This is a genomic window from Agromyces marinus (genome assembly GCF_021442325.1).
Lineage (GTDB): Bacteria > Actinomycetota > Actinomycetes > Actinomycetales > Microbacteriaceae > Agromyces > Agromyces marinus.
Window position 1 is genome coordinate 2901758 of record NZ_CP087879.1, and the last position, 20847, is coordinate 2922604.

The window sequence follows — 20847 nt, forward strand, 5'->3', positions numbered from 1 at the left end:
GCGAGCGCCGGGGGCCTCGACCGTTCGTCGTCGGTGAACGGCGCCGATGGTGCGACGAACGCGGACTGCGGCACGACGAGCGACGGCTACAGTGACGTGCATGTCCGAGTCGATGCTGCTCGCCGCCGCCGTCGGCGTCGTCGCGGGTGCGCTCGCCGTCGGCGTCGTGGTGCTCCTGCGTCGCCTCGCGACGCAGTCCAAGGAGCTCGGCACCGATGCGGAACGCGCGACGTACGAGACCCTGCACCTGGCGTCGCGCGCGGCCAAGCACCTTCGCGGCGACATGACCGAGACGGATGCCGCGCGGGCGGCGAAGCACCTGCGGGCGCTGCTCGAGGCCGACACGCTGGCGCTCGTCGTCACGGGCGGGCCGGTCGCGGTCGACGGCGACGAGACCCTCGTCCCGGCTGCGGAACGCCTCGCCGAGGGGGCGGTGTCCTCGGGCCGCACCCGGGTCGAGCGCCGGGTTCCGACCCAGTGGGGCGAGACGGATGCCGCGGCGGCGCCGATCCTCGCCGACGGCGTGCCGGTCGGGGCGGTCGTGGCCTTCGCGGGCCGGGCCCGGGCGGGGCTCGTGCGCGCGACGGGCGAGGTCGCCGAGTGGGTGGCCGCGCAGGTCGAGCTCGGCGAACTCGACGCGTCGCGCACGGCGCTGGCCGAACTCGAGGTGCGTGCCCTCCGTGCGCAGATCAGCCCGCACTTCATCTACAACTCGTTGAACGCGATCGCGTCGTTCATCAACACCGACCCGGCGAAGGCGCGCGAGCTGGTGCTCGAGTTCGCCGACTTCACGCGCTACTCGTTCCGTCGCCACGGCGACTTCACGACCGTCGCGGAGGAGCTGCGGTCGATCGACTCGTACCTGAGGCTCGAGCGGGCGCGTTTCGGCGACCGGCTGACGGTCACGCTGCAGGTCGCGCCCGAGGTGCTCTCGACGGTCGTGCCGTTCCTGTCGATCCAACCGCTCGTCGAGAACGCGGTCCGGCACGGGCTCGAGGCGAAGGAGGAGGGCGGGCGGATCACGATCACTGCCGAGGACGTCGGCGGGTTCGCCGAGATCTCGGTCGAGGACGACGGCGTCGGCATCGACCCCGAGGCCGCCGCCGCGGTCCTCGCCGGGGGCACGCCCGGCGAGCACGTCGGGCTGCGCAACGTCGACGCGCGCCTGCGGCAGGTGTACGGCGACGAGCACGGACTCGTCGTCGAGACGAACGTCGGCGCCGGCACGCTCGTGCGCATGCGGGTTCCGAAGTCGCAGCCCGGGCGGTCCGCGGCATCCGTCGACGCCCGCGCGAATCGGCCCGCCGAACCGGATGGGAGACTGGTGCCGTGATCTCGGTCCTCATCGCCGACGACGAGCAGCCCGCCGTGGACGAGCTCGCGTTCCTGCTCGGCCAGGACCCTCGGATCGGCACGATCCACCGCGCGAACTCGGGCGCCGAGGCCATCCGGATCCTCACGCGCGAGCCCGTCGACGCGGCCTTCCTCGACATCCACATGCCGGGACTGTCGGGCTTCGACCTGGCTCGCGCGCTGCAGCGCTTCGAGCACCGGCCCGCGTTCGTCTTCGTCACGGCCGACGAGGAGGGCGCACTCGAGGCGTTCGACCTCGCCGCGGTCGACTACCTGCTGAAGCCGGTTCGCACCGAGCGGTTGCACCGGTCGGTCACGCGCGTGGTCGAGTCGATGGGCCAGGGGCCGTCGACGGATGCCGCGGCCGCGCGCCCCGAGATGATCGCCGTCACGCTGGGCGGCACGACGCGCATGATCCGCCGCGACGACGTGCGATACGTGCAGGCTCAGGGCGACTACGCGCGCCTGCACACCGACGAGGCGAGCTACCTCGTGCGGGTGCCGATGTCGGACCTCGAACGGCAGTGGGCGGATGCCGGGTTCGTGCGCGTGCACCGGTCGTACCTCGTCGCACTGCCCCACGTGACGCGTGCGCGGCTGGGCGGCGAACGGCCGACGGTCGTCGTCGGCCAGGCCGAACTGCCGGTCAGCCGGCGCCTGCTGCCCGGACTCCGCGAGCGGCTCGAGCAGGCGACCCCGCGGGCACGGCCGTGACCGACCCGAACGTTCCCCCACCGCGTGTGCGCGTCACCGCGCCGCGGACCCGCCGCGCCGCGGCATCCGCTCGCCGCCCCCGGGTCGGGCTCGGCACCGACACCGGCCCGACCGACGTGGACGCGGTGTACGTGCGTTCCCTCATCCGGTCGCAGCTTCGGCTCGCGCTCGTGTGCGCGGGCGCGTTCGTCGGCGCGACCGCCGCCTTCGCGATCGCCGTCGCGCTGCTGCCCGGGCTCGACGCGACGTTCGTCGCGGGGGTCCCGATCTCGTGGCTGCTGCTCGGGTTCGGCGTCTACCCGCTGACGATCACGGTCGCGGTGCTCTACGTGCGGTCCGCGGCGCGCAACGAGGCCCGGTACCGCTCCCTCGCGGAGGACGGGTGAATCCGGCCACGGGGTACGCCGCCATCACCGCGGTCGCCCTCGTGTCGGTGCTGATCGGGATCTACGGGCTGCGCATCTCGCGCACCACGAGCGACTTCTACGTCGCGAGCCGCACGGTCAGGCCCTGGTGGAACGCCTCCGCGATCGGCGGCGAGTACCTCTCGGCGGCGTCCTTCCTCGGGATCGCCGGGCTCATCCTGCTCACGGGGTCGAATGCGCTCTGGTTCCCCATCGGGTACACGGCCGGGTACCTGATGCTGCTCCTGTTCGTGGCTGCGCCGCTGCGCCGCTCGGGTGCCTACACGATCCCCGACTTCACCGAGGCGCGACTCGAATCGCTCGCGGTGCGGCGGGTCACGAGCGTGCTCGTCGTCGTGATCGGCTGGCTGTACATCGTGCCCCAGTTGCAGGGCGCGGCACTGACCGTCCGGATCACGACGGGGCTGCCGAGCTGGGTCGGGTCGGTCGCGGTCGCCGCGCTCGTCGCGGCGGTCGTCGCCGCGGGCGGCATGCGTTCGATCACGTTCGTGCAGGCGTTCCAGTTCTGGTTGAAGCTGGCCGCGATCGCGGTGCCCGTCGTCGCGCTGCTCATCGTGACCGGGACGCTCGAGCCGGCGCTGCCGCCGGCGGGCGCGTTCCCCGCGACCGACGGACCCGGCGGACTCGACCTCTACCGCACGGTCTCGCTCATGGTCGCGCTGCTGCTCGGCACGCTCGGGCTGCCGCACGTCCTCGTGCGCTTCTACACGAACCCCGACGGGAAGGCGGCCCGGCGCACGACCGTGATCGTGCTCGCCCTGCTCTCGGTCTTCTACGCGTTCCCGACGCTGTTCGGGTTCCTCGGGCGCGCGTTCGCTCCCGACCTCGCGACCACGGGCGAGGCCGACGCGCTCGTCCTCGTGCTGCCTGACCGCCTGGTTCCGGGCGTCTGGGGCGAACTGCTCACGGCGCTCGTGATCGGCGGGGCGTTCGCGGCGTTCCTGTCGACCTCGTCGGGGCTGGTCGTGTCGGTGGCGGGCGTGATCTCGCAGGACCTCCTCGGCGGAAGCGTGCGCGGCTTCCGCATCGCGGCGCTCGTCTCGACGGCCGTGCCGCTCGTGGTCGCCTTCGCGACCGAGTCCGCGGGGCTCGCCGGGAGCGTCGGACTCGTCTTCGCGTTCACCGCGGCGACGCTCTGCCCGGTGCTGCTGCTCGGCATCTGGTGGCGCGGCCTCACGGCGCGCGGCGCGGTCTCGGGGATGGCGACGGGCGCCGTGCTCTCCGCCGCGGCGATCCTCACGGGCGCGCTCGCTCCTGGCGCGCCGCCGGCCGTGCGGGTGGCCATCGAACAACCCGCCGCGTGGACGGTCCCGATGGCGGTGCTCGTCACGGTGCTCGTCTCGCGTGCCGATCGACGACGGATGCCGCGGGGCGTCGACGCCTTCCTGACCCGGTTGCACGCGCCCGAGCCCGACCGCCGCCCGTGACGGCCGGCGGGGAGGATCACCCGGTGGGATGCCGGCGCGAGCCGAGCACGACCGGGTGGTCGCCGAACGCGGCGACCCGCGCCTCGAGCCCGGCACGCACCGCAGGCCATTCGTCGGCGAGCACCGAGAAGACGGCCGTGTCGCGCCACGACCCGTCCGGGCGGCGCTGGATGCGCCGGTTCACGCCCTCGAACACGGCCCCGAGCTTCGCGATCGCCGCGCGCAGCGCGGAGAGGTCGGACTCGACGAGCGGGGTCAGGGCGAGATGCCGCCCCACGATCGTGTGGACGAGCGGACGACGGGCTGGCACCGTCCCAGTCTCACACGGGCCTTCCGCGGGCGGCGCGCGCTTGCGTACGATGGGCGGATCGCCGTCCGAACCGGGGGAAGGACCGACATGGCATCGATGGATGACCTGGCCAAGAGCGCGCAAGAGTTCGTGGAGCAGAACAAGGACAAGATCGAGGAAGCCCTCAAGAGCGAGCAGGCCGAGGACGTCAGCGACAAGGTCTTCGACGCGATCGCCGACGCCGTCAAGAAGGTCGTGCCCGACGAGCACCACGGCGTCGTCGACGACGTCAAGGGCAACCTCGACAAGTCGGTCGGGACCGACCGCTAGACGGGTCGAGGCCCACCGGCGAGGGGCGGATGCCACGTGGCATCCGCCCCTCGTCGTGTTCGGGGAACGACCCTAGTCGAGCAGGTCGTGCACCTGCACGATCTCGTCGCGACCCGGGCCGACGCCGATCGCCGAGATGCGAGCGCCCGACATCGCCTCGAGCTCGCGCACGTAGCTCTGCGCGTTCGCCGGGAGATCCTCGAACGAGCGCGCGCCCGAGATGTCCTCGGTCCAGCCGGGGAACTCCTCGTAGACGGGCTTGGCGTGGTGGAAGTCGGACTGCGAGACCGGCACCTCTTCCGTGATCACGCCGTCGACGTCGTACGCGACCGCGACCGGGATGCGGTCGATGCCCGTGAGCACGTCGAGCTTGGTGAGCACGAAGTCGGTCACGCCGTTGATGCGGGCCGTGTAGCGGGCGATGGGCGCGTCGTACCATCCGGTGCGGCGACGGCGGCCCGTGGTCGTGCCGTACTCGTGTCCCGTCTCGGCGAGGAACTCGCCCCACTCGTCGAACAGCTCGGTCGGGAACGGGCCCGCGCCGACGCGGGTCGTGTAGGCCTTGACGACGCCGATGACCCGGTCGATGCGATTCGGGGCGATGCCCGAGCCGGTGACCGCGCCGCCGGAGGTCGCGTTCGACGAGGTCACGAACGGGTAGGTGCCGTGGTCGACGTCGAGCATGGTCGCCTGGCCGCCCTCGAAGAGCACGGTCTCGCCGGCCACGAGCGCACGGTGCAGCAGCAGCGACGTGTCGGTGACCATCGGGCGCAGGCGTTCGACGTACCCGAGGAGCTCCTCGACGACCTCGTCGACGCCGATCGCGCGCCGGTTGTAGACCTTCAGCAGCAGGTGGTTCTTCTGGTCGAGCGCACCCTCGACCTTCTGCCGCAGGATGTTCTCGTCGAAGAGGTCCTGCATGCGGATGCCGACGCGGTTGATCTTGTCGGCGTAGGTCGGCCCGATGCCCCGACCCGTGGTGCCGATCTGGCGCTTCCCGAGGAAGCGCTCGGTGACCTTGTCGAGCGTGCGGTGGTACTGCGTGATCACGTGCGCGTTCGCCGAGATCCGGAGCTTCGACGTGTCGACGCCGCGCGACTCGAGGCCCTCGATCTCCTCGAACAGGACCTCGATGTCGACGACGACGCCGTTCGAGATGACCGGGGTGACCCCCGGCGTGAGGATGCCCGAGGGCAGCAGGTGCAGGGCGTACTTCTCGTCGCCGACGACGACCGTGTGGCCGGCGTTGTTGCCGCCGTTGAACTTGACCACGTAGTCGAGGCGCGAGGCGAGCAGGTCGGTCGCCTTGCCCTTGCCCTCGTCGCCCCACTGCGCCCCGATGAGTACGGCTGCGGGCATGTCAGTCCTCTCCTGCCGTGTCGACGGCGGTGGGTTCGGCGAGCGGCTCGCCGGTGTGTGCTTCGGCCTCGGTCAGGCTCGCCAGCAGGTCGGCCGTGACGACCGGCATGACCTGGGTCGGGGTGAACTCCGACGCGATGCGGGCGGGCGCGGTGGCGTCCGCGGCGGCGAGGTCTGCGGCAGCGCGGTCGGATCGCTCCGCGAGCCCGAGCCGGGCGGCGGCGCGACGCTCGGCGTCGAGCGCTCGCAGGTAGGCCCGATTGGGTTCCTCCGACCACCGCACGGCCGTCCCCGGCTCCCAGCCTGTGGCTTCGAGCTGCCCGCGCGCGAGGTCGACGGCGACGACGGCGTACGCGAACGCGTCGAGGGCGCGGCCCTCGGAATCGGCGAGGTCGGCGAGCTCGGCCCAGGCGAGCGGCGAAGACGGATGCTCGGCCACGACCGCCGACACCGATGCACGGTCGGCTTCACTCAGTGCGAGGCGGACTTCGGGTTCGTCGGCGAGCACCGCCTCGGCCTCGGTGGGGGTCTGCTCCTCGGTCACACTCAACCGTAACCCATGGGGTTCGGGCGGCTCGGGAGCGCGACGGGAGCGATGGGCCGTCAGGGCAGGTCGTGCCGCCATCCGCCCGTCGCGACCGGCTGCACCCCGGCGAGCGCCGGGCCGAGTCCGAGGTCGACGAGCACGACGCGGCCGACGAACGCGACCGCGGGGCCGACGAGCAGCCCGGCCTTCACGGCGCCCATCGTCACGGTCACGTCGGCGGGCAGCACCGTGGGGTCGGGCACGACGCCGTCGTCGGGCGAGATCCCGCTCGGCAGGTCGACCGCGACGACGAGCGGATGCCGCGGCTCGCGCCCTGCGCCCGAGACCCACTCCGGCCCGAGCACCGCACGCACGCGCGCCACCGCGTCGCGGGCCGTGCCCCGCAGCGCGGGGCTCGCGGCCGCGCCGATGCCGAGGATGCCGTCGACGATCACGTCCGCCGCACGGATCATCGCGTCGAACGCCCCGGGGTCGGCATCCGTCTCGAGCCGCGTCGCACCGGCCGCGCGCGCTGCATGCGCCCCGCCCGCATGCACCCGCGATCCGACGGCCACGATCCGGACGTCCGCGCCGCGTGCGGCGAGGTGGGCGCCGGCGAAGAGCGCGTCTCCCCCGTTGTCGCCCGATCCGGCGAGCACGACGATGACCGGGCGGGACGCGGCATCCGCCCCCGGCTCGCGAACAGTCCCGGATGCGCTCGTCGCGAGGAGTGCTGAGACCTCGCCGGCGAGCGCCGCGGCGGCTCGCTGCATGAGCGGCTCGCCCGCCTCGAGGAGCGGGCGTTCCGCCGCCCGGACCTGTGCTGCGGTGTATCCGTCGCGCGGCGACGGCGCCGCAGCGCGTGCGTCGGCGTCCATGCGCCCGAGCCTACGCCGCGGCATCCGTCCGCCCCGTCTGCCCGCCGGGCACCGCGCTGCCGGGGCGGGAGACGGCGCGTCGTCGCGCGCGCGGGCGCGCAAGTAGGCTTGAGGGCATGTCGAAAGTCCTCTCGAGCCTTCCCGTCGGCGAGCGCGTCGGCATCGCCTTCTCCGGGGGTCTGGACACCTCCGTCGCCGTCGCGTGGATGCGCGAGAAGGGCGCGGTGCCCTGCACCTATACCGCAGACCTCGGCCAGCCCGACGAGCCCGACGTCGAGGCGGTCCCCGGCCGCGCGCTCGAGTACGGCGCCGAGATCAGCCGCCTGGTCGACGTGAAGACCGCGCTCGTCGAGGAGGGCCTCGTCGCCCTCCAGTGCGGCGCCTTCCACATCCGTTCGGGCGGCAAGACCTACTTCAACACGACGCCGCTCGGCCGAGCGGTCACGGGCACCATGCTCGTGCGCGCCATGATGGAGGACGGCGTCGACATCTGGGGCGACGGCTCGACCTACAAGGGCAACGACATCGAGCGGTTCTACCGCTACGGCCTGCTGGCCAACCCCCGCCTGCGCATCTACAAGCCGTGGCTCGACAGCGAGTTCGTCACCGAACTGGGCGGCCGCACCGAGATGAGCGAGTGGATGCAGGCGCGCGACCTGCCGTATCGCGCGTCGGTCGAGAAGGCGTACTCGACGGATGCCAACATCTGGGGCGCCACGCACGAGGCGAAGAAGCTCGAGGACCTCGACGCGGGCGTCACGATCGTGGAGCCCATCATGGGCGTGCGGTTCTGGGACGAAGACGTCGCGATCGCGGCGGAGGACGTCTCGGTGCGGTTCGACCAGGGCCGCCCGGTCGCGCTGAACGGCGTCGAGTTCGACGACCCGGTCGAGCTCGTGTTCGAGGCGAACCGCATCGGCGGCCGCCACGGGCTCGGCATGAGCGACCAGATCGAGAACCGCATCATCGAGGCGAAGTCGCGCGGCATCTACGAGGCGCCGGGAATGGCGCTGCTGCACATCGCGTACGAGCGCCTGCTCAACGCCGTGCACAACGAGGACACCGTCGCGAGCTATCACAACGAGGGCCGTCGTCTCGGGCGCCTGATGTACGAGGGTCGTTGGCTCGACCCGCAGTCGCTCATGCTGCGCGAGTCGATCGTGAAGTGGGTCGCCTCGGCGGTGACCGGCGAGGTCTCGCTCCGTCTGCGTCGCGGTGACGACTACACGATCCTGAACACCGATGGGCCGGCGCTCAGCTACCACCCCGACAAGCTGTCGATGGAGCGCGTCGGAGACCAGGCCTTCGGTCCGGAGGACCGCATCGGCCAGCTCACGATGCGCAACCTCGACATCGCCGACTCGCGCACCCGCCTCGAGCAGTACGCGCAGCTCGGCATCGTCGGCGGCGCGACGGCGCAGCTCGTGGGCGAGATCGCCGCGGGCGGCGCCGCCGAGATCCTCGAGGGCGAGGTCGAGACCGACCTCGAGGCCGCGACGGATGCCGCGAACGAAGCCGCTGCGTTCGACCTCGGCACCGACTGAGGGGCCGCCCGCGAGGAGTGCGTCGCGGCGGTCAGTCCGAGGTCGCGACGTCTGCCGCAACCTCGACCCACTGCACGAGCTGGATGACGATCCCGTTGGGGTCGAGCACCTGGAAGTACCGCTCGCCCCACGGCTCGGTCTCGATCGACGTCGCGATCGGGACGAGATCGCGCAGGCGCTCCCATTCGGCGTCGATGTCGTCGACGACGAAGACGAGCAGCAGCCCGGGCCCGGCTGCATCGCGATGGGTGTCCGGCTTGAAGGTCGAGAGCCCCGCGCGGAGGAAGATGACGTTCACACCGGCGTCGGGCCTGGTCAGCGAGGCGAAGCCGTCGGCGGACATGGCGACCTCGAATCCGAAGTGCGCTCGGAGGAAGTCGCGCGAGGCGTCGACGTCGGGGACGTTCAGCGAGACTGCGGTGGCGGTGATGTGCATGCGTGCTCCTTTCGCGTACAACGTACGTTAATTCATACAATGCACGTATGAGCCGCGATATTCCCGCGCTGGTCCGACTCCTGTGGCGTCACGAGATCCCGGTCGGGCGAGCACGAGGGCGCCCTGCACGGATCACCGTCGACGACCTCGTCGCGTCGGGCATCGCGATCGCCGACGCCGACGGCATCGCCGCCCTCACGATGCGCGCCGTCGCCTCGAGGCTCGGAACCGGCCCCATGTCGCTGTACGCGCACGTTCCCGACAAGACGACGCTCCTCGCCCTCATGGCCGACCAGGTGCTGTCGGACATGACGCACGCCGTCGACGACGGGGCGGCGGGGTGGCGTGCACGGCTCGAGCGCCTGGCCGCGGAGAACCGCGCCCTCCACCTCGAGCATCCGTGGCTCTCGTCCTCCGGCGCCGACGCCATGCCGATCGGCCCGGGGGCGATCGCGAAGTACGAGCGCGAGCTGCGAGCGCTCGAGCCGCTCGGCCTCCCCCCGCTCGACACCGACGCCTGCCTGACCCTGCTCGTCGAGTTCGCGCGGGCCTCCGCGGCGGCAGAGCTCGCGGCGACGGACGCCGACGCCGACTGGTGGGCGGATGCCGCGCCCGTGCTCGCCGGACTCGCCGGCCCCGAACGCTTCCCCCTCGCCACGCGGATCGGCGCCATCGCCGGCGAGCAGCACGGCGCGCCGCGCGACGCGGCGCACGCCTGGCGATTCGGCCTCGATCGCATCCTCGACGGCATCGCGTCGCTCGCCGGCGACGCGCACGGCGCGAGGGCCGAACGGCGCACCGACTGAGTCGGTGGTGCTGACAGACGCGTCAGCGCGATGCCATACTCGGGCATCGACCGCACGCGTCGATTCCGAGCCGCGAGCGACGCTCAGGCGAGCGACCGAACGGGGAGGGTGCCATGACGGACGACGCGTCGGCGACGCGAACGGGCGTTCGCGCGTGAGCGGCGGGGAGCTGGCCGGCCTGATCGGCCTGATCGTGGTGCTCGCCGACTGGACCGTGCGGATCATCGCGCTGATCGTCATCCCCCGCGATCGGAAGCCGACCGCGGCGATGGCGTGGCTGCTGGCGGTGTTCCTCATCCCGTTCGTCGGGATCGTGCTGTACCTCCTGATCGGCAACTGGAAGCTCTCCAAGCGCCGTCGGGCTCGTCAGCAGGAGATCGACCGCGAGATCGCGGCGCGCGCGGCGAGCCTGCCGCCGGCGGCGGACCGTGCGCAGTGGCCGACGTGGTTCGCGAACGCCGTCGAGCAGAACCGGCACCTGGGCGCGCTGCCCGCGGTGGGCGGAAACCGTCTCGAGCTCATCGACGACTACCAGGGCTCGATCGACCGCATGGCGGCCGACATCGAGACGGCCGAACGGTTCGCGCACGTCGAGTTCTACATCGCCGCGTTCGACGACACGACGCGGGGCTTCTTCGCGGCGATGGAGCGCGCGGTGCAGCGCGGCGTGAGCGTTCGCCTGCTCATGGACCACGTGGCATCCCGGCGGGTGAGCGTGCATGCCGCGACGATCGCCGAACTCGACCGGATCGGGGTCGAGTGGCGCTACCTGGTGCCGGTACGCCTGTCGCCCGGGGCGTACGAGCGCCCCGACCTGCGCAACCACCGCAAGCTCGTCGTGGTCGACGGCCGGGTCGCGTACACGGGGTCGCAGAACCTGATCTCGCGCGACTACGACTCGGAGAAGAACCGCAAGCGCGGGCTCATGTGGCAGGAACTGGTGGTCCGCGCGACGGGGCCGACGGTCGCGGCAATCCACACGGTGTTCCTGTCGGACTGGTTCGCCGAGACGGGCGAGGACCTCTCCGCCACCGAGAACGTTCCGGCGGCGCAGGTCGAGGCGGATGCCTCGCCCGCGGCGGTGACCTGCCAGGTGGTGCCGAGCGGGCCGTCGTACGAGCTCGAGAACAACCTGCGGCTGTTCCTCGCACTCGTCCACGCGGCGCAGGATCGGGTCATCATCACGAGCCCCTACTTCGTGCCCGACGAGGCGATGATGTACGCGATCACCTCGGCTCGCCTGCGCGGGCTCGAGGTACAGCTGTTCGTGTCCGAGATCGGCGACCAGGGCTCGGTCTGGCATGCGCAGCGCTCGTACTACGGCGCGCTGCTGCGCGCGGGCGTGCGGATCTTCCTCTACCCGGGACCGTACATCCTGCACGCCAAGCACCTGTCGATCGACGACGACGTCGCGGTGATCGGGTCGAGCAACATGGACATCCGTTCGTTCGCGCTCAACTTCGAGATCAGCCTGCTCGTGCGCGGCGAGTCGTTCGTGTCGGACATGCGAGCGGTCGAGGCCCGCTACCGCGAGCTGGGGCGCGAGCTCACGCTCGAGGAATGGGAGCGGGAGCCCCGTTCGGCGACGTTCCTCGACGGCATCGCGCGCCTGACCTCGGCGCTGCAGTAGCGCGGACACGGGGGTCGCGGGCGGCGCGGACGCCGTTGAGGATCACGATGACCTCGGCGATCTCGTGGACGAGGACCACGCCGGCGAGCCCGAGCAGCCCGAACAGGGCCAGCGGGAAGAGCACGACGATGATCGCGAGCGAGAGCACGATGTTGCCGGTCATGATCCGTCGGCCGCGGCGGGCGTGCGCGAGCGCCTGCGGAATCAGTCGGAGATCGGTGCCCGTGAACGCGACGTCGGCGGACTCGACCGCCGCCGCGGATCCGTTCGCGCCCATCGCGATGCCCGCGTCGGCGGCGGCGAGAGCCGGCGCGTCGTTGATCCCGTCGCCGATCATCGCCGTCGGCCCGGTGGCTGACAGCTCCTCGATCGCGGCCGCCTTGTCCTGCGGACGCAACTCGGCGCGAACGTCGCCGATGCCGACTCGGGCGCCGAGGGCTCGCGCGGTGCGGGTGTTGTCGCCGGTCAGCATGACCATGTCGATCCCCGCCGCGTGGAGCTGCCGGATCGCGTCGACGGCTTCCGGCTGAAGCTCGTCGCGAATGCCGATCACGCCGACCGCGGTGCCGTCGACCTCGACGACCACGACCGTCATGCCCTCGGCTTCCATCCCGTGCGCGCGTTCGGACAGGGAGCCCGGGTTCAGCCATCGGGTGCTCCCGACCCGCACGGCGGCGCCGTCGACCGTGCCGCCCAGGCCGTGGCCGGCATCCTCGGTGACCTCCGTCGCGGTCGGGTGGTCGGGTGCGGCGGCCAGGATCGCGGATGCGAGAGGGTGGGTGCTCCCGGCCTCGAGCGACGCGGCTGTCCGGAGGACCAGGTCGCGGTCGATCCCTGCGGTTCCGACGTCGACGACGTCGGGCCGGTTGCGGGTCAGCGTGCCGGTCTTGTCGAACGCGACCGTGCGGATCGAGCCGAGCCGCTCGAATGCCGCACCCGACTTGATGACGACGCCGAAGCGGGTGGCCGCGCCGATCGCCGAGATCACGGTGACGGGCACCGCGATCGCCAGGGCGCACGGTGACGCCGCGACCAGCACGACGAGGGCGCGTTCGGTCCACAGGCCCGGGTCGCCGACCAGGAACCCGAAGCCGACGATCAGCGTCGCCGCGATCAGGACCATCGGGACCAGCGGCCGGGCGATGCGGTCGGCCAGCCGGGCCCGGTCGCCCTGCTTCGCCTGGGCCTGCTCGACGAGACGGACGATGGTCGTCAGCGAGTTGTCCCGGCCGTCCGCGGTCGCCTCGATCCGGATCGACCCGGCCCCGTTGATCGAACCGGCCGGAACCGGGTCGCCGGGGGCGACCTCCACCGGAATCGACTCGCCCGTGACCGCGGAGGTGTCGATGCTGCTGCGGCCGGCCACCACGACCCCGTCGGTGGCGACGCGCTCACCCGCACGGACGACGAGGATGTCGAGTTCGCGGATCTGCGCAGCCGGGATCATGACCTCGCCGGAGCGTCGCGAGACCCGCGCCGTCTCGGGGATCAGCGAGAGCAGCGCACGCAGTCCGTGCCGCGCCCGATCCAACGCGCGATCCTCGAGCGCCTCGGCGATCGAGAAGAGGAACGCCAGCGCGGCGGCTTCGCCGACGTGCCCCAGGAGCACCGCACCGACGGCGGCGATCGTCATCAGGAGCCCGACGCCGAGCCCGCCCCGCATCAGGCGCCGAACCGCGCCGGGCACGAACGTCGCCGCACCCGCGAGCAGGCTGCCCGCGTGCGCGACCGTCGCCGGCCACCCGGCGCCCGCCCATTCGAGGCCGAACCCGAGTGCCAGCAGGACGCCCGAGACCATCGGGAGCAGCAGCGCACGATCCCGCCACCACGGAACCATCTCGCGCGTCGGTTCGTCGGACGACATCGGTCGCGTGCCGGGGCCGTGCGGCGCCTCGTCGGGGCCGCAGCACTCCCGGCTCACGCAGTGCCACCGATTCCGCAGCAGAGCGGAACGTCGCAGCCCTCGTCGCCACAGGGCGCGCCCTCATCGACCGCGAGCACGACGTCGAGCAGCGACGTCAACGCACGCGTCAGGTGCGGATCGGAGATCTCGTACCGGGTGGCCCGCCCCTCGGGGATCGCGACCACGATCCCGCATCCGCGCAGGCAGCTCAGGTGATTCGACACGTTGCTCCGCGAGAGTCCGAGGTCACGCGCCAGCCGGGCCGGATACCCCGGCTCCGCCAACAGGCTCAGCAGGATCCTCGAGCGCGTCGGATCGGCCATCGCCCGGCCCAGCCGGTTCATCACGTCGACGCGCGGGGCAATAGTCAGCATCCGATGACTATACAGCGACTGCTGTACTGATTCGCCGCCGCAGCCGAAATGCGCGGATGCCGCTACGCCGGCGTCTGCTGGTGCGCCGCCACGTGCCACGCACCGTCGTCGTAGAGGTAGGTCGTCGACATGCGCAGGTCCGCGACCTCGTCACCACGACGTGCGACCGCACGGTAGGCCAGGATGCCGGCGCGCTCGCCGAGCCGGACGACCGCGGGTTCGTGGATCTCGTACGCGTCCCACGGCGCGGTCCCGCGGAACGCGGTGAGCACGTCGTCGCGGCCGAGCACGTCACCCTCGACGATCATCAGCGCGTCGCGGGTCATCGTGCGGGCGTAGTGCTCGCCGCCGCGGCCGGCGAGGATGGCGCGCCATCCGGTGTGCTCCTCGTGGAGGAGCCTGGCGGGAAGATCGTCGGTGATCTCGGTCATGCCGACACGCTACGCCCTCAGTGGGCGATGGCCCAGCGACTCTGCTCCGGCGTGGGGCGGACCCGGGCGAGCGTTCCGGGGGCGAGACGGAGTCGGGCTTCGGCGACGCCGAGCGCCATCCGATCGGCTTCGGCCTCGTCGATCAGTCCGAGCGCATGATGCTGCACCGCGATGCCGTCGATGACGGCGGTGAGTTCGCGAGCGTCGGCGTCCGGATCGGCGCTCGTGGCGTGGCCGGCGGCGACGAGCCGGCGGATGATGCCTGCGAGCCGTCCGTACGACTCACGCTGGTGCCGGGCGAGCGCGGCGTGCAGGTCCGGGTTGCGCGGCGCCTCGCTCCACGCGTCGACCCAGACGAGGTAGTGGTCGCGCGGGGTCGTCGTCAGCCAGTCGGCGAGTGCTGGGATCGGGTCGAGGCTCGTGGCGAGCTCTTCGTCCTCCTCCTCCTCCGCGATCACGGCCGCCTCGAACGCCTCGGCCACGAGCTGCTCGCGCGTGGAGAAGTAGTGGCGGATGAGGCCGTGCACGACCCCGACCTCGGCCGCGACGTCGCGGAGCGTGACGCGCGCGAACCCGTCGCGGGCGACCAGGCGCATGGTCGCGGCGATGATCTGCTCGCGGCGTTCGGCTGGGTCGAGTCGGGTGGCCATCCGGCAATGCTACGGCCTGGTGTCCGGCTGGACAACGGATGGCCCCGCGCTCACCCGCGGGCGTGCCGTCGGGCCCACTCCTGCATGACGATCGCGGCGGCCGCGGCCGCATTGATCGAACGCGTCGATCCGTACTGCGTGATCTCGACGACACGGTCGGCCGCCTCGAGCGCCTCGGGGCTGAGGCCCGGGCCCTCCTGGCCGAAGAGCAGCACGCAGCGTTCGGGCAGCGCGGCGAGGTCGACCGGCTCGGACCCCTCGACGTTGTCCACGGCGATCACGGGCAGCCCCTCGGCGCGCGCCCAGCCGACGAAGTCCGCGACGTCGGGATGGTGCATGAGGTGCTGGTACCGGTCCGTGACCATCGCGCCGCGCTTGTTCCACCTGCGGCGGCCGACGATGTGGACGGTCTGCGCGGCGAACGCGTTCGCGGTCCGGACGATGGAGCCGATGTTCAGGTCGTGCTGCCAGTTCTCGATCGCGACGTGGAACGGGTGCCGCCGCTCGTCGAGGTCCGCGACGATCGCCTCGAGGCGCCAGTAGCGGTACCGGTCGACGACGTTGCGGCGGTCGCCGTGCGCGAGCAGGTCCGGGTCCAGGCGCGGGTCGTCGGGCCAGGCCGCGCGACCGCCGGGCCAGGGTCCGACGCCGTGCTCGGGCAGGTGCGGCTCGTCGTGCGACTCGTGCCCGGGGCGCGGCGCGTCGGGCGCGGCATCCGCTCGGTCGTCGGTCACGCAGGCCACGCTACCCGGCCGAGCCCGGGAGGCTCGTTCGGGGGCGCCGTGCGAACGCCTGATCCGCGATGCGACCGGGCGGGTTTTCGGTGGCCCGAAAACTCTGTACGATTTCGGCATGCCGAAAAGCCCAGTCGACGCCGAGACCCGCACCGACGACCGCCCCGCCGACGCGCGCCCGGCATCGGTCGCCCGCCTCGCCTGGCTGATCGGCCCCGCCCTCGTGGCCGGCGTCGCCTACCTCGATCCCGGCAACGTCGCCAGCAACATGACCGCCGGGGCGCTGTACGGCTACCTCCTCGTCTGGGTCGTCGTCATCGGCAACGTCATGGCCTGGCTCATCCAGTACCTGTCGGCGAAACTCGGCATCGTCACCGGCGAGAGCCTCCCCGAGGTGCTCGGGCGGCGCATCCGCAACCGGTGGGGGCGCCGAGCCTACTGGCTGCAGGCCGAACTCGTCGCGATGGCCACCGACCTCGCGGAGGTCATCGGCGGCGCCGTCGCCCTGAACCTGCTCTTCGGCATCCCCCTGCTCTGGGGCGGCCTCATCACGGGAACCGTCTCGCTCGGCCTCCTCGTCCTGCAGAGCAGGCGCGGCCCGCGCACCTTCGAGTTCGTCATCATGGGCCTGCTCGTGATCATCGCCGTCGGATTCTCCGTCGGCGTCTTCATCGCCCCACCCGACCCCGGCGGGTTCGCCGCCGGACTCGTCCCCCGCTTCGAGGACGCCAACTCGGTCCTGCTCGCGGCATCCATCCTCGGAGCCACGATCATGCCGCACGCCATCTACGCGCACTCCGCGCTCAGCCGCGACCGCTTCGTCGCCGGGCGCGGGCCCGGCCGGCACGAGCGCGTCCGGGTCGCCCTCGAGCCCGGCACCGCGACCGACCTCCCCACCGACCGGCTCGTCCGGGCGACCCGATGGGACGTCACCATCGCGATGGCCATCGCCGGCACCGTGAACCTCTGCATCCTCCTGCTGGCCGCGGTGAACCTCGCCGGCGTCGACGGCACCGACAGTCTCGAGGGCGCGTACGCCGCGCTCGACTCGGCCCTCGGGCCCGTCATCGCCACGCTCTTCGCCGTGGGGCTGCTCGCCTCGGGCCTCGCCTCAACCTCGGTCGGCGCCTACGCGGGCGCCGAGATCATGCACGGGCTGCTGCACGTGCGCATCCCGATCGTCACGCGCCGGATCATCACCCTCGTCCCGGCCCTCGCGATCCTCGCCCTCGGATTCGATCCGACGCTCTCGCTCGTGCTCAGCCAGGTCGTGCTCTCGTTCGGCATCCCGTTCGCGCTCGTGCCGCTCGTCGCACTCACCGCGCGCGCCGGAGTGCTGGGGCGATGGCGCAACCACTGGGCGACCACGCTCGCGGGCATCGGCGCGTCGATCTTCCTCATCACGCTGAACACCGTACTGCTCTGGCTCGTCTTCACGGGCGCCTGACACGCGACGGGCTCCCGGCGGTATCCTGAGGCCGATGCCCGCCGCACACAGTCCCGCCGTCGAGGACTACCTCAAGACGGTGTACGCCCACACCGAGTGGCAACCGGAGGCGATCACGCCCTCCGCACTCGCCGCCGCGCTCGGCGTCGCGCCGTCCTCGGTCACCGAGATGGTCAAGAAGATGGCCGCGCAGGGGCTCGTTCAGCACGTGCCCTACGGTGCGGTGCGCCTCACCGACGACGGTCGGTCCCGCGCCCTGGCCGTGGTGCGCCGGCACCGGCTCATCGAGACGTGGCTCGTGCGCGAGATGGGCTACGCCTGGGACGAGGTGCACGACGAGGCCGAGATCCTCGAACACGCCCTGTCCGACCGGCTCCTCGAGGCGATCGACCACCGGCTCGGCCGGCCCGACCGCGATCCGCACGGCGACGCCATCCCGCGCGCCGACGGCAGCATCGCGACCGAACCGGCCGTCCGCCTCGACGAGGCGTCCGCGGGGCACGCGGGCCGGGTCATCCGCATCAGCGACCGCGATCCCGCCGTCCTGCGCGACCTCGACGCCGCCGGCGTCGGCCCCGGGAGCGAAGTGCGGGTGACGGATGCCGCGGGCAGCTCCATCCGCGTCACGGTCGCCGGGTCCGCCCGCGCGATCACCCGCGACGCGGCATCCGGGATCTGGGTGAGCGCATGACCTCGACGAACGCACCCGTACCCGCCCCGGCGCCGTCCGGCACCGGGTGCCTGGAGTGCATCGCGCACGACGGCTGGTGGTGGCACCTGCGCCGGTGCGTGACCTGCGGCATGGTCGGATGCTGCGACTCGTCCCCGGCACAGCACGCGAGTCGCCACGCGCGCGAGACGGGCCACGCCGTCGCGGCGTCATTCGAACCCGGCGAGGAATGGTGGTGGGACTACGCGGAGGGGCACAGCGCGAAGCGCGGTCCGCTCGAGCCGCCACGGTGGCGACCCGAGGACCAGGCCTCACCCGGCCCCGAGGGCCGCGTGCCCGAGAACTGGCGGGACCTGCTCAACGAGCCGTGAGCCCGCCATAGGCTGGCTGCATGGCGAAGCGCGATGAGGTCGAGGCCTGGCTGACCGACATGGACGGCGTGCTGGTGCACGAGAACCATCCGCTGCCCGGCGCGGCCGAGCTCCTGCAGCAGTGGGAGGACCAGGGCACGCCCTACCTCGTGCTCACGAACAACTCGATCTTCACCGCACGCGACCTGTCCGCCCGGCTGCGGGCTTCCGGGTTGAACGTGCCCGAGGAACGCATCTGGACCTCGGCGCTCGCGACCGCGGACTTCCTCCAGCAGCAGCTTCCGGGCGGATCGGCCTTCGTGATCGGCGAGGCTGGCATCCTCACCGCACTGCACGACGCGGGCTTCGTGATGACCGAGACCGACCCGGACTTCGTCGTCGTCGGCGAGACGCGCAACTACTCGTTCGAGGCGATCACGAAGGCGATCCGCCTGATCGGCTCGGGCGCGCGCTTCATCGTCACCAACCCCGATGCCACCGGGCCGTCGGCGGAGGGGCCGCTGCCCGCGACCGGGGCGATCGCCGCGCTCATCACGAAGGCGACCGGCAGGGAGCCCTACGTCGTCGGCAAGCCCAACCCGATGATGTTCCGGTCCGCGCTGAACAAGATCGGTGCGCATTCCGAGCACACCGCGATGATCGGCGACCGGATGGACACCGACATCGTCGCCGGCATCGAGGCGGGCCTGCACACCGTGCTCGTGCTCACCGGCATCAGCGACGCAGCCGAGATCGAGAAGTACCCGTTCCGGCCGGACGAGATCCTCGACGGCGTGTCCGAACTCGTCGCGAACGGCCCCCTCGAGACCGAGCTCTGATCGGGGGCCGTCCCCGGCGACGGGGCGATCAGTCGCGGTCGCCGACCTCGCGTGACAGCCGCTGCGACGCCCACACCGGCAGCAGCGAGAAGAGGATCACCACGGTCGCCACGACGTTGACCATGCTGGCCTCGTTCGGGCGTGCCATCTGGTTCATCATCCACAGCGGCAGCGTGTCCACGCCGGGCGGAGCCGTGAAGATGGTCACGACGAGCTCGTCGAAGGAGAGGGCGAAGGCGAGGATGCCGCCGGCGATGAACGCCGACCGGAACTGCGGGAACGTGATGAGCCGGAAGGTCTGCCACGGAGTCGCCCCGAGATCGCGCGAGGCCTCCTCGATGTTGGGGCTCATGCGCCGCAGGCGCGCCAGCACGTTGTTGAACACCATGACGATGCAGAAGGTCGCGTGCGCGATGATCATCCCCGCATAGCCGACGTGGATGCCGACCGGCTCGAGGAGCTGGTTGTAGGTGTTGTTGAGCGCGACACCGGTCACCACTCCTGGCAGTGCGATGGGGAGCACGACCAGGAGGTTGACGCTCTGCTTCCCGAAGAACGAGTACCGCTGCAGCGCGAAGGCCACGAGGGTGCCCAGCAGGAGCGCGATCACGGTCGCTCCGAGGCCGACCAGCACCGAGTTCAGCAGTGCCGCGCGAATGGGCTCGCTGACGAGCGCCTTGCCCCACCACTCGAGTGAGAAGCCCCGGATGGGCCAGCTGGCGATGCGGGCCTCGTTGAACGAGTTGAGCATCACGAGCAGGAGCGGCACGTACATGAAGATCAGCACGGCGACGACGATGACGCCGAGGCCGACCTTCGCACCGCGGGTGAGTCTGAGCACGATGACCTCCTACATCCGCTCGAGCGCGCCGGTGCGCTGCACGCTGAGCAGGTAGATGACGACGAACGCGATCGGCACGACCGAGAAGGCGGCGGCGATCGGCGGGTTCAGGTTGATGTTGGATGCGATGATGCTGCCGATCATCTGGGTCGAGCCGCCCACGAACTTCGCGGCGATGTAGTCGCCCAGGCTCAGCGAGAAGGTGAAGACCGAACCCGCGATGATGGCCGGCTTGATGAGCGGCAGGACGACCGTCCGGATGGTGCGGCCGGCGCCCGACCCGAGGTCGGCGGCGGCGTCGAACAGGTTCGGCGGGAGCTGGCGGATCGCAGCGTACACGGGCACCGCCATGTACGGCAGCCACAGGTAGGTGAGGGTCAGCACGACCGTGGTCTGGCTGAACCCGGGCCCGGTCACCCCGAACGGCTCCATCGCCCAGTTGAAGAAGCCGTTGTCGGTGAACGTGACCCGCATCGCGAGGATCTTCACGAGGTAGCCGGCCCAGAGGGGCAGCGTGATGGCGACGGCGAGCACGGCCCGCAGCCACGGCCGCGCGATCTTGGCCATGAAGATCCCGAGCGGGATCGAGATGAGGATGCTGAGCACCGTCACGGCCAGTGCGATGAGCAGCGTTCGCACCGCGGTGGACAGGTAGGCCGGGTTCGTGAGGATCTGTTCGAAGTTGCGCAGCGTGAACCCGGGTTCGACCTTCGACGTGAACGGGTCGGTCGTCCAGAAGGCCGTGATGAGGAGCATCACGAGCGAGAAGATGTAGATGCCCACGAGCCAGAGCATCGGCAGGGCGAGCAGCGCTGCGACGTGTCCGCGACGATTCATGTGGAGTCCTTCGGGTGGGGAGCCGGTCGGTCCCGGCGTCGGCGGGCGGCGCCG

The 20847-nt window shown here is 71.6% G+C and carries 23 protein-coding genes and 1 pseudogene; 12 read left to right on the top strand and 12 right to left on the bottom strand.

What is annotated here, in order from left to right; genetic code table 11:
• Positions 1 to 100: 100 nt before the first annotated feature.
• The 4 genes from DSM26151_RS13680 to DSM26151_RS13695 are packed head-to-tail and all read left to right on the top strand — an operon-like array spanning position 101 to position 3919.
• Complete coding sequence (locus DSM26151_RS13680) at positions 101 to 1333, top strand: sensor histidine kinase (protein ID WP_234660073.1); 1233 nt, start codon at positions 101 to 103, stop codon at positions 1331 to 1333.
• Complete coding sequence (locus tag DSM26151_RS13685; RefSeq protein WP_234660074.1) at positions 1330 to 2067, top strand: LytR/AlgR family response regulator transcription factor; 738 nt, start codon at positions 1330 to 1332, stop codon at positions 2065 to 2067. Before DSM26151_RS13680 ends, DSM26151_RS13685 begins: the two co-directional genes overlap by 4 nt.
• Entirely contained in the window at positions 2064 to 2453 is a 390-nt protein-coding gene (locus DSM26151_RS13690; RefSeq protein ID WP_234660075.1) for a DUF485 domain-containing protein, read from the top strand. The genes DSM26151_RS13685 and DSM26151_RS13690 overlap by 4 nt, the downstream gene beginning before the upstream one ends.
• A complete protein-coding gene (locus DSM26151_RS13695; RefSeq protein WP_234660076.1) occupies positions 2450 to 3919 on the top strand; it encodes a sodium/solute symporter in 1470 nt (489 codons plus the stop codon). The genes DSM26151_RS13690 and DSM26151_RS13695 overlap by 4 nt, the downstream gene beginning before the upstream one ends.
• Positions 3920 to 3935: 16 nt before the next feature.
• On the opposite strand, the pseudogene DSM26151_RS13700 reads toward DSM26151_RS13695, so the two are convergent.
• Positions 3936 to 4142, bottom strand: a pseudogene (locus tag DSM26151_RS13700) (hypothetical protein); the annotation flags it as partial.
• Positions 4143 to 4316: 174 nt separating this feature from the next.
• Here DSM26151_RS13700 and DSM26151_RS13705 point away from each other — a divergent pair.
• Positions 4317 to 4538 carry a hypothetical protein gene (locus DSM26151_RS13705; protein ID WP_234660077.1) on the top strand — a complete coding sequence of 74 codons (222 nt, stop codon included), beginning with the start codon at positions 4317 to 4319 and terminating at the stop codon, positions 4536 to 4538.
• 72 nt (positions 4539 to 4610) lie between these two features.
• On the opposite strand, the gene DSM26151_RS13710 is transcribed toward DSM26151_RS13705, so the two are convergent.
• From DSM26151_RS13710 to DSM26151_RS13720, 3 genes are read right to left on the bottom strand one after another with little or no spacing between them, the layout of a single operon-like run.
• Positions 4611 to 5897, bottom strand: coding sequence for an adenylosuccinate synthase (locus DSM26151_RS13710; protein ID WP_234660078.1), 1287 nt, complete (start codon positions 5895 to 5897; stop codon positions 4611 to 4613).
• 1 nt (position 5898) lies between these two features.
• A complete protein-coding gene (locus tag DSM26151_RS13715; protein ID WP_234660079.1) occupies positions 5899 to 6441 on the bottom strand; it encodes a DUF3151 family protein in 543 nt (180 codons plus the stop codon).
• A gap of 59 nt (positions 6442 to 6500) precedes the next feature.
• Positions 6501 to 7301 (bottom strand): NAD(P)H-hydrate epimerase, encoded by an 801-nt coding sequence (locus DSM26151_RS13720; RefSeq protein WP_234660080.1) that lies wholly within the window; start codon positions 7299 to 7301, stop codon positions 6501 to 6503.
• Positions 7302 to 7417: 116 nt separating this feature from the next.
• Between DSM26151_RS13720 and argG the strand changes: the two genes are divergently transcribed.
• Positions 7418 to 8845, top strand: coding sequence for an argininosuccinate synthase (gene argG / locus DSM26151_RS13725; protein WP_234660081.1), 1428 nt, complete (start codon positions 7418 to 7420; stop codon positions 8843 to 8845).
• A gap of 31 nt (positions 8846 to 8876) precedes the next feature.
• Here the strand turns inward: argG and DSM26151_RS13730 are convergent, their stop codons facing one another.
• Entirely contained in the window at positions 8877 to 9281 is a 405-nt protein-coding gene (locus DSM26151_RS13730) for a VOC family protein (RefSeq protein ID WP_234660082.1), read from the bottom strand.
• Positions 9282 to 9328: 47 nt separating this feature from the next.
• Here DSM26151_RS13730 and DSM26151_RS13735 point away from each other — a divergent pair, with 47 nt between their 5' ends.
• Both DSM26151_RS13735 and cls read left to right on the top strand, forming a co-directional pair.
• Positions 9329 to 10087: a TetR/AcrR family transcriptional regulator gene (locus DSM26151_RS13735; RefSeq protein WP_234660083.1), complete on the top strand. Its 759-nt coding sequence runs from the start codon at positions 9329 to 9331 to the stop codon at positions 10085 to 10087.
• A 154-nt stretch (positions 10088 to 10241) separates the two neighbouring features.
• Positions 10242 to 11717 (top strand): cardiolipin synthase, encoded by a 1476-nt coding sequence (cls, locus tag DSM26151_RS13740; RefSeq protein WP_234660084.1) that lies wholly within the window; start codon positions 10242 to 10244, stop codon positions 11715 to 11717.
• Here cls and DSM26151_RS13745 read toward each other — a convergent pair.
• The 5 genes from DSM26151_RS13745 to DSM26151_RS13765 all read right to left on the bottom strand — a co-directional run bounded on the left by DSM26151_RS13745 (position 11635) and on the right by DSM26151_RS13765 (position 15809).
• Entirely contained in the window at positions 11635 to 13638 is a 2004-nt protein-coding gene (locus tag DSM26151_RS13745; RefSeq protein ID WP_407650998.1) for a heavy metal translocating P-type ATPase, read from the bottom strand. The two genes, cls and DSM26151_RS13745, sit on opposite strands and share 83 nt — an antisense overlap.
• Positions 13635 to 13994, bottom strand: a complete 360-nt coding sequence (gene cmtR / locus DSM26151_RS13750) for a Cd(II)/Pb(II)-sensing metalloregulatory transcriptional regulator CmtR (RefSeq protein ID WP_234661904.1) — start codon at positions 13992 to 13994, stop codon at positions 13635 to 13637. Before cmtR ends, DSM26151_RS13745 begins: the two co-directional genes overlap by 4 nt.
• 62 nt (positions 13995 to 14056) lie before the next feature.
• Positions 14057 to 14425 carry a DUF4440 domain-containing protein gene (locus DSM26151_RS13755; protein WP_234660085.1) on the bottom strand — a complete coding sequence of 123 codons (369 nt, stop codon included), beginning with the start codon at positions 14423 to 14425 and terminating at the stop codon, positions 14057 to 14059.
• A gap of 17 nt (positions 14426 to 14442) precedes the next feature.
• On the bottom strand, positions 14443 to 15075 hold the full coding sequence (locus tag DSM26151_RS13760) for a TetR/AcrR family transcriptional regulator (protein ID WP_234660086.1): 633 nt from the start codon (positions 15073 to 15075) through the stop codon (positions 14443 to 14445).
• A 50-nt stretch (positions 15076 to 15125) separates the two neighbouring features.
• Positions 15126 to 15809, bottom strand: coding sequence for a TrmH family RNA methyltransferase (locus tag DSM26151_RS13765; RefSeq protein WP_407650999.1), 684 nt, complete (start codon positions 15807 to 15809; stop codon positions 15126 to 15128).
• Positions 15810 to 15927: 118 nt separating this feature from the next.
• Here DSM26151_RS13765 and DSM26151_RS13770 point away from each other — a divergent pair, with 118 nt between their 5' ends.
• The 4 genes from DSM26151_RS13770 to DSM26151_RS13785 are packed head-to-tail and all read left to right on the top strand — an operon-like array spanning position 15928 to position 19115.
• Positions 15928 to 17256 carry an Nramp family divalent metal transporter gene (locus DSM26151_RS13770; RefSeq protein WP_234660087.1) on the top strand — a complete coding sequence of 443 codons (1329 nt, stop codon included), beginning with the start codon at positions 15928 to 15930 and terminating at the stop codon, positions 17254 to 17256.
• A 34-nt stretch (positions 17257 to 17290) separates the two neighbouring features.
• Positions 17291 to 17947, top strand: coding sequence for a metal-dependent transcriptional regulator (locus tag DSM26151_RS13775; RefSeq protein ID WP_234660088.1), 657 nt, complete (start codon positions 17291 to 17293; stop codon positions 17945 to 17947).
• The gene (locus DSM26151_RS13780; protein ID WP_234660089.1) at positions 17944 to 18297 is read left to right on the top strand and encodes a UBP-type zinc finger domain-containing protein; all 354 of its coding nucleotides are present in this window, start codon (positions 17944 to 17946) and stop codon (positions 18295 to 18297) included. Before DSM26151_RS13775 ends, DSM26151_RS13780 begins: the two co-directional genes overlap by 4 nt.
• A gap of 20 nt (positions 18298 to 18317) precedes the next feature.
• Positions 18318 to 19115, top strand: a complete 798-nt coding sequence (locus DSM26151_RS13785; protein WP_234660090.1) for an HAD-IIA family hydrolase — start codon at positions 18318 to 18320, stop codon at positions 19113 to 19115.
• Positions 19116 to 19143: 28 nt separating this feature from the next.
• On the opposite strand, the gene DSM26151_RS13790 is transcribed toward DSM26151_RS13785, so the two are convergent.
• Entirely contained in the window at positions 19144 to 19956 is an 813-nt protein-coding gene (locus DSM26151_RS13790) for an ABC transporter permease (protein WP_234660091.1), read from the bottom strand.
• A gap of 9 nt (positions 19957 to 19965) precedes the next feature.
• A complete protein-coding gene (locus DSM26151_RS13795; RefSeq protein ID WP_234660092.1) occupies positions 19966 to 20793 on the bottom strand; it encodes an ABC transporter permease in 828 nt (275 codons plus the stop codon).
• Between the last annotated feature and the right edge of the window lie 54 nt (positions 20794 to 20847).

Excerpts from the sequence above, each read along its gene's own strand:
- DSM26151_RS13795 (WP_234660092.1), bottom strand. The coding sequence starts at position 20,793 with ATGAATCGTCGCGGACACGTCGCAGCGCTGCTCGCCCTGCCGATGCTC.
- DSM26151_RS13720 (WP_234660080.1), bottom strand. The coding sequence starts at position 7,301 with ATGGACGCCGACGCACGCGCTGCGGCGCCGTCGCCGCGCGACGGATAC.
- cmtR (WP_234661904.1), bottom strand. The coding sequence starts at position 13,994 with ATGCTGACTATTGCCCCGCGCGTCGACGTGATGAACCGGCTGGGCCGG.
- DSM26151_RS13780 (WP_234660089.1), top strand. The coding sequence starts at position 17,944 with ATGACCTCGACGAACGCACCCGTACCCGCCCCGGCGCCGTCCGGCACC.
- DSM26151_RS13710 (WP_234660078.1), bottom strand. The coding sequence starts at position 5,897 with ATGCCCGCAGCCGTACTCATCGGGGCGCAGTGGGGCGACGAGGGCAAG.
- DSM26151_RS13680 (WP_234660073.1), top strand. The coding sequence starts at position 101 with ATGTCCGAGTCGATGCTGCTCGCCGCCGCCGTCGGCGTCGTCGCGGGT.
- DSM26151_RS13775 (WP_234660088.1), top strand. The coding sequence starts at position 17,291 with ATGCCCGCCGCACACAGTCCCGCCGTCGAGGACTACCTCAAGACGGTG.
- argG (WP_234660081.1), top strand. The coding sequence starts at position 7,418 with ATGTCGAAAGTCCTCTCGAGCCTTCCCGTCGGCGAGCGCGTCGGCATC.
- DSM26151_RS13730 (WP_234660082.1), bottom strand. The coding sequence starts at position 9,281 with ATGCACATCACCGCCACCGCAGTCTCGCTGAACGTCCCCGACGTCGAC.
- DSM26151_RS13770 (WP_234660087.1), top strand. The coding sequence starts at position 15,928 with ATGCCGAAAAGCCCAGTCGACGCCGAGACCCGCACCGACGACCGCCCC.
- DSM26151_RS13760 (WP_234660086.1), bottom strand. The coding sequence starts at position 15,075 with ATGGCCACCCGACTCGACCCAGCCGAACGCCGCGAGCAGATCATCGCC.
- DSM26151_RS13755 (WP_234660085.1), bottom strand. The coding sequence starts at position 14,425 with ATGACCGAGATCACCGACGATCTTCCCGCCAGGCTCCTCCACGAGGAG.
- DSM26151_RS13705 (WP_234660077.1), top strand. The coding sequence starts at position 4,317 with ATGGCATCGATGGATGACCTGGCCAAGAGCGCGCAAGAGTTCGTGGAG.
- DSM26151_RS13735 (WP_234660083.1), top strand. The coding sequence starts at position 9,329 with ATGAGCCGCGATATTCCCGCGCTGGTCCGACTCCTGTGGCGTCACGAG.
- DSM26151_RS13785 (WP_234660090.1), top strand. The coding sequence starts at position 18,318 with ATGGCGAAGCGCGATGAGGTCGAGGCCTGGCTGACCGACATGGACGGC.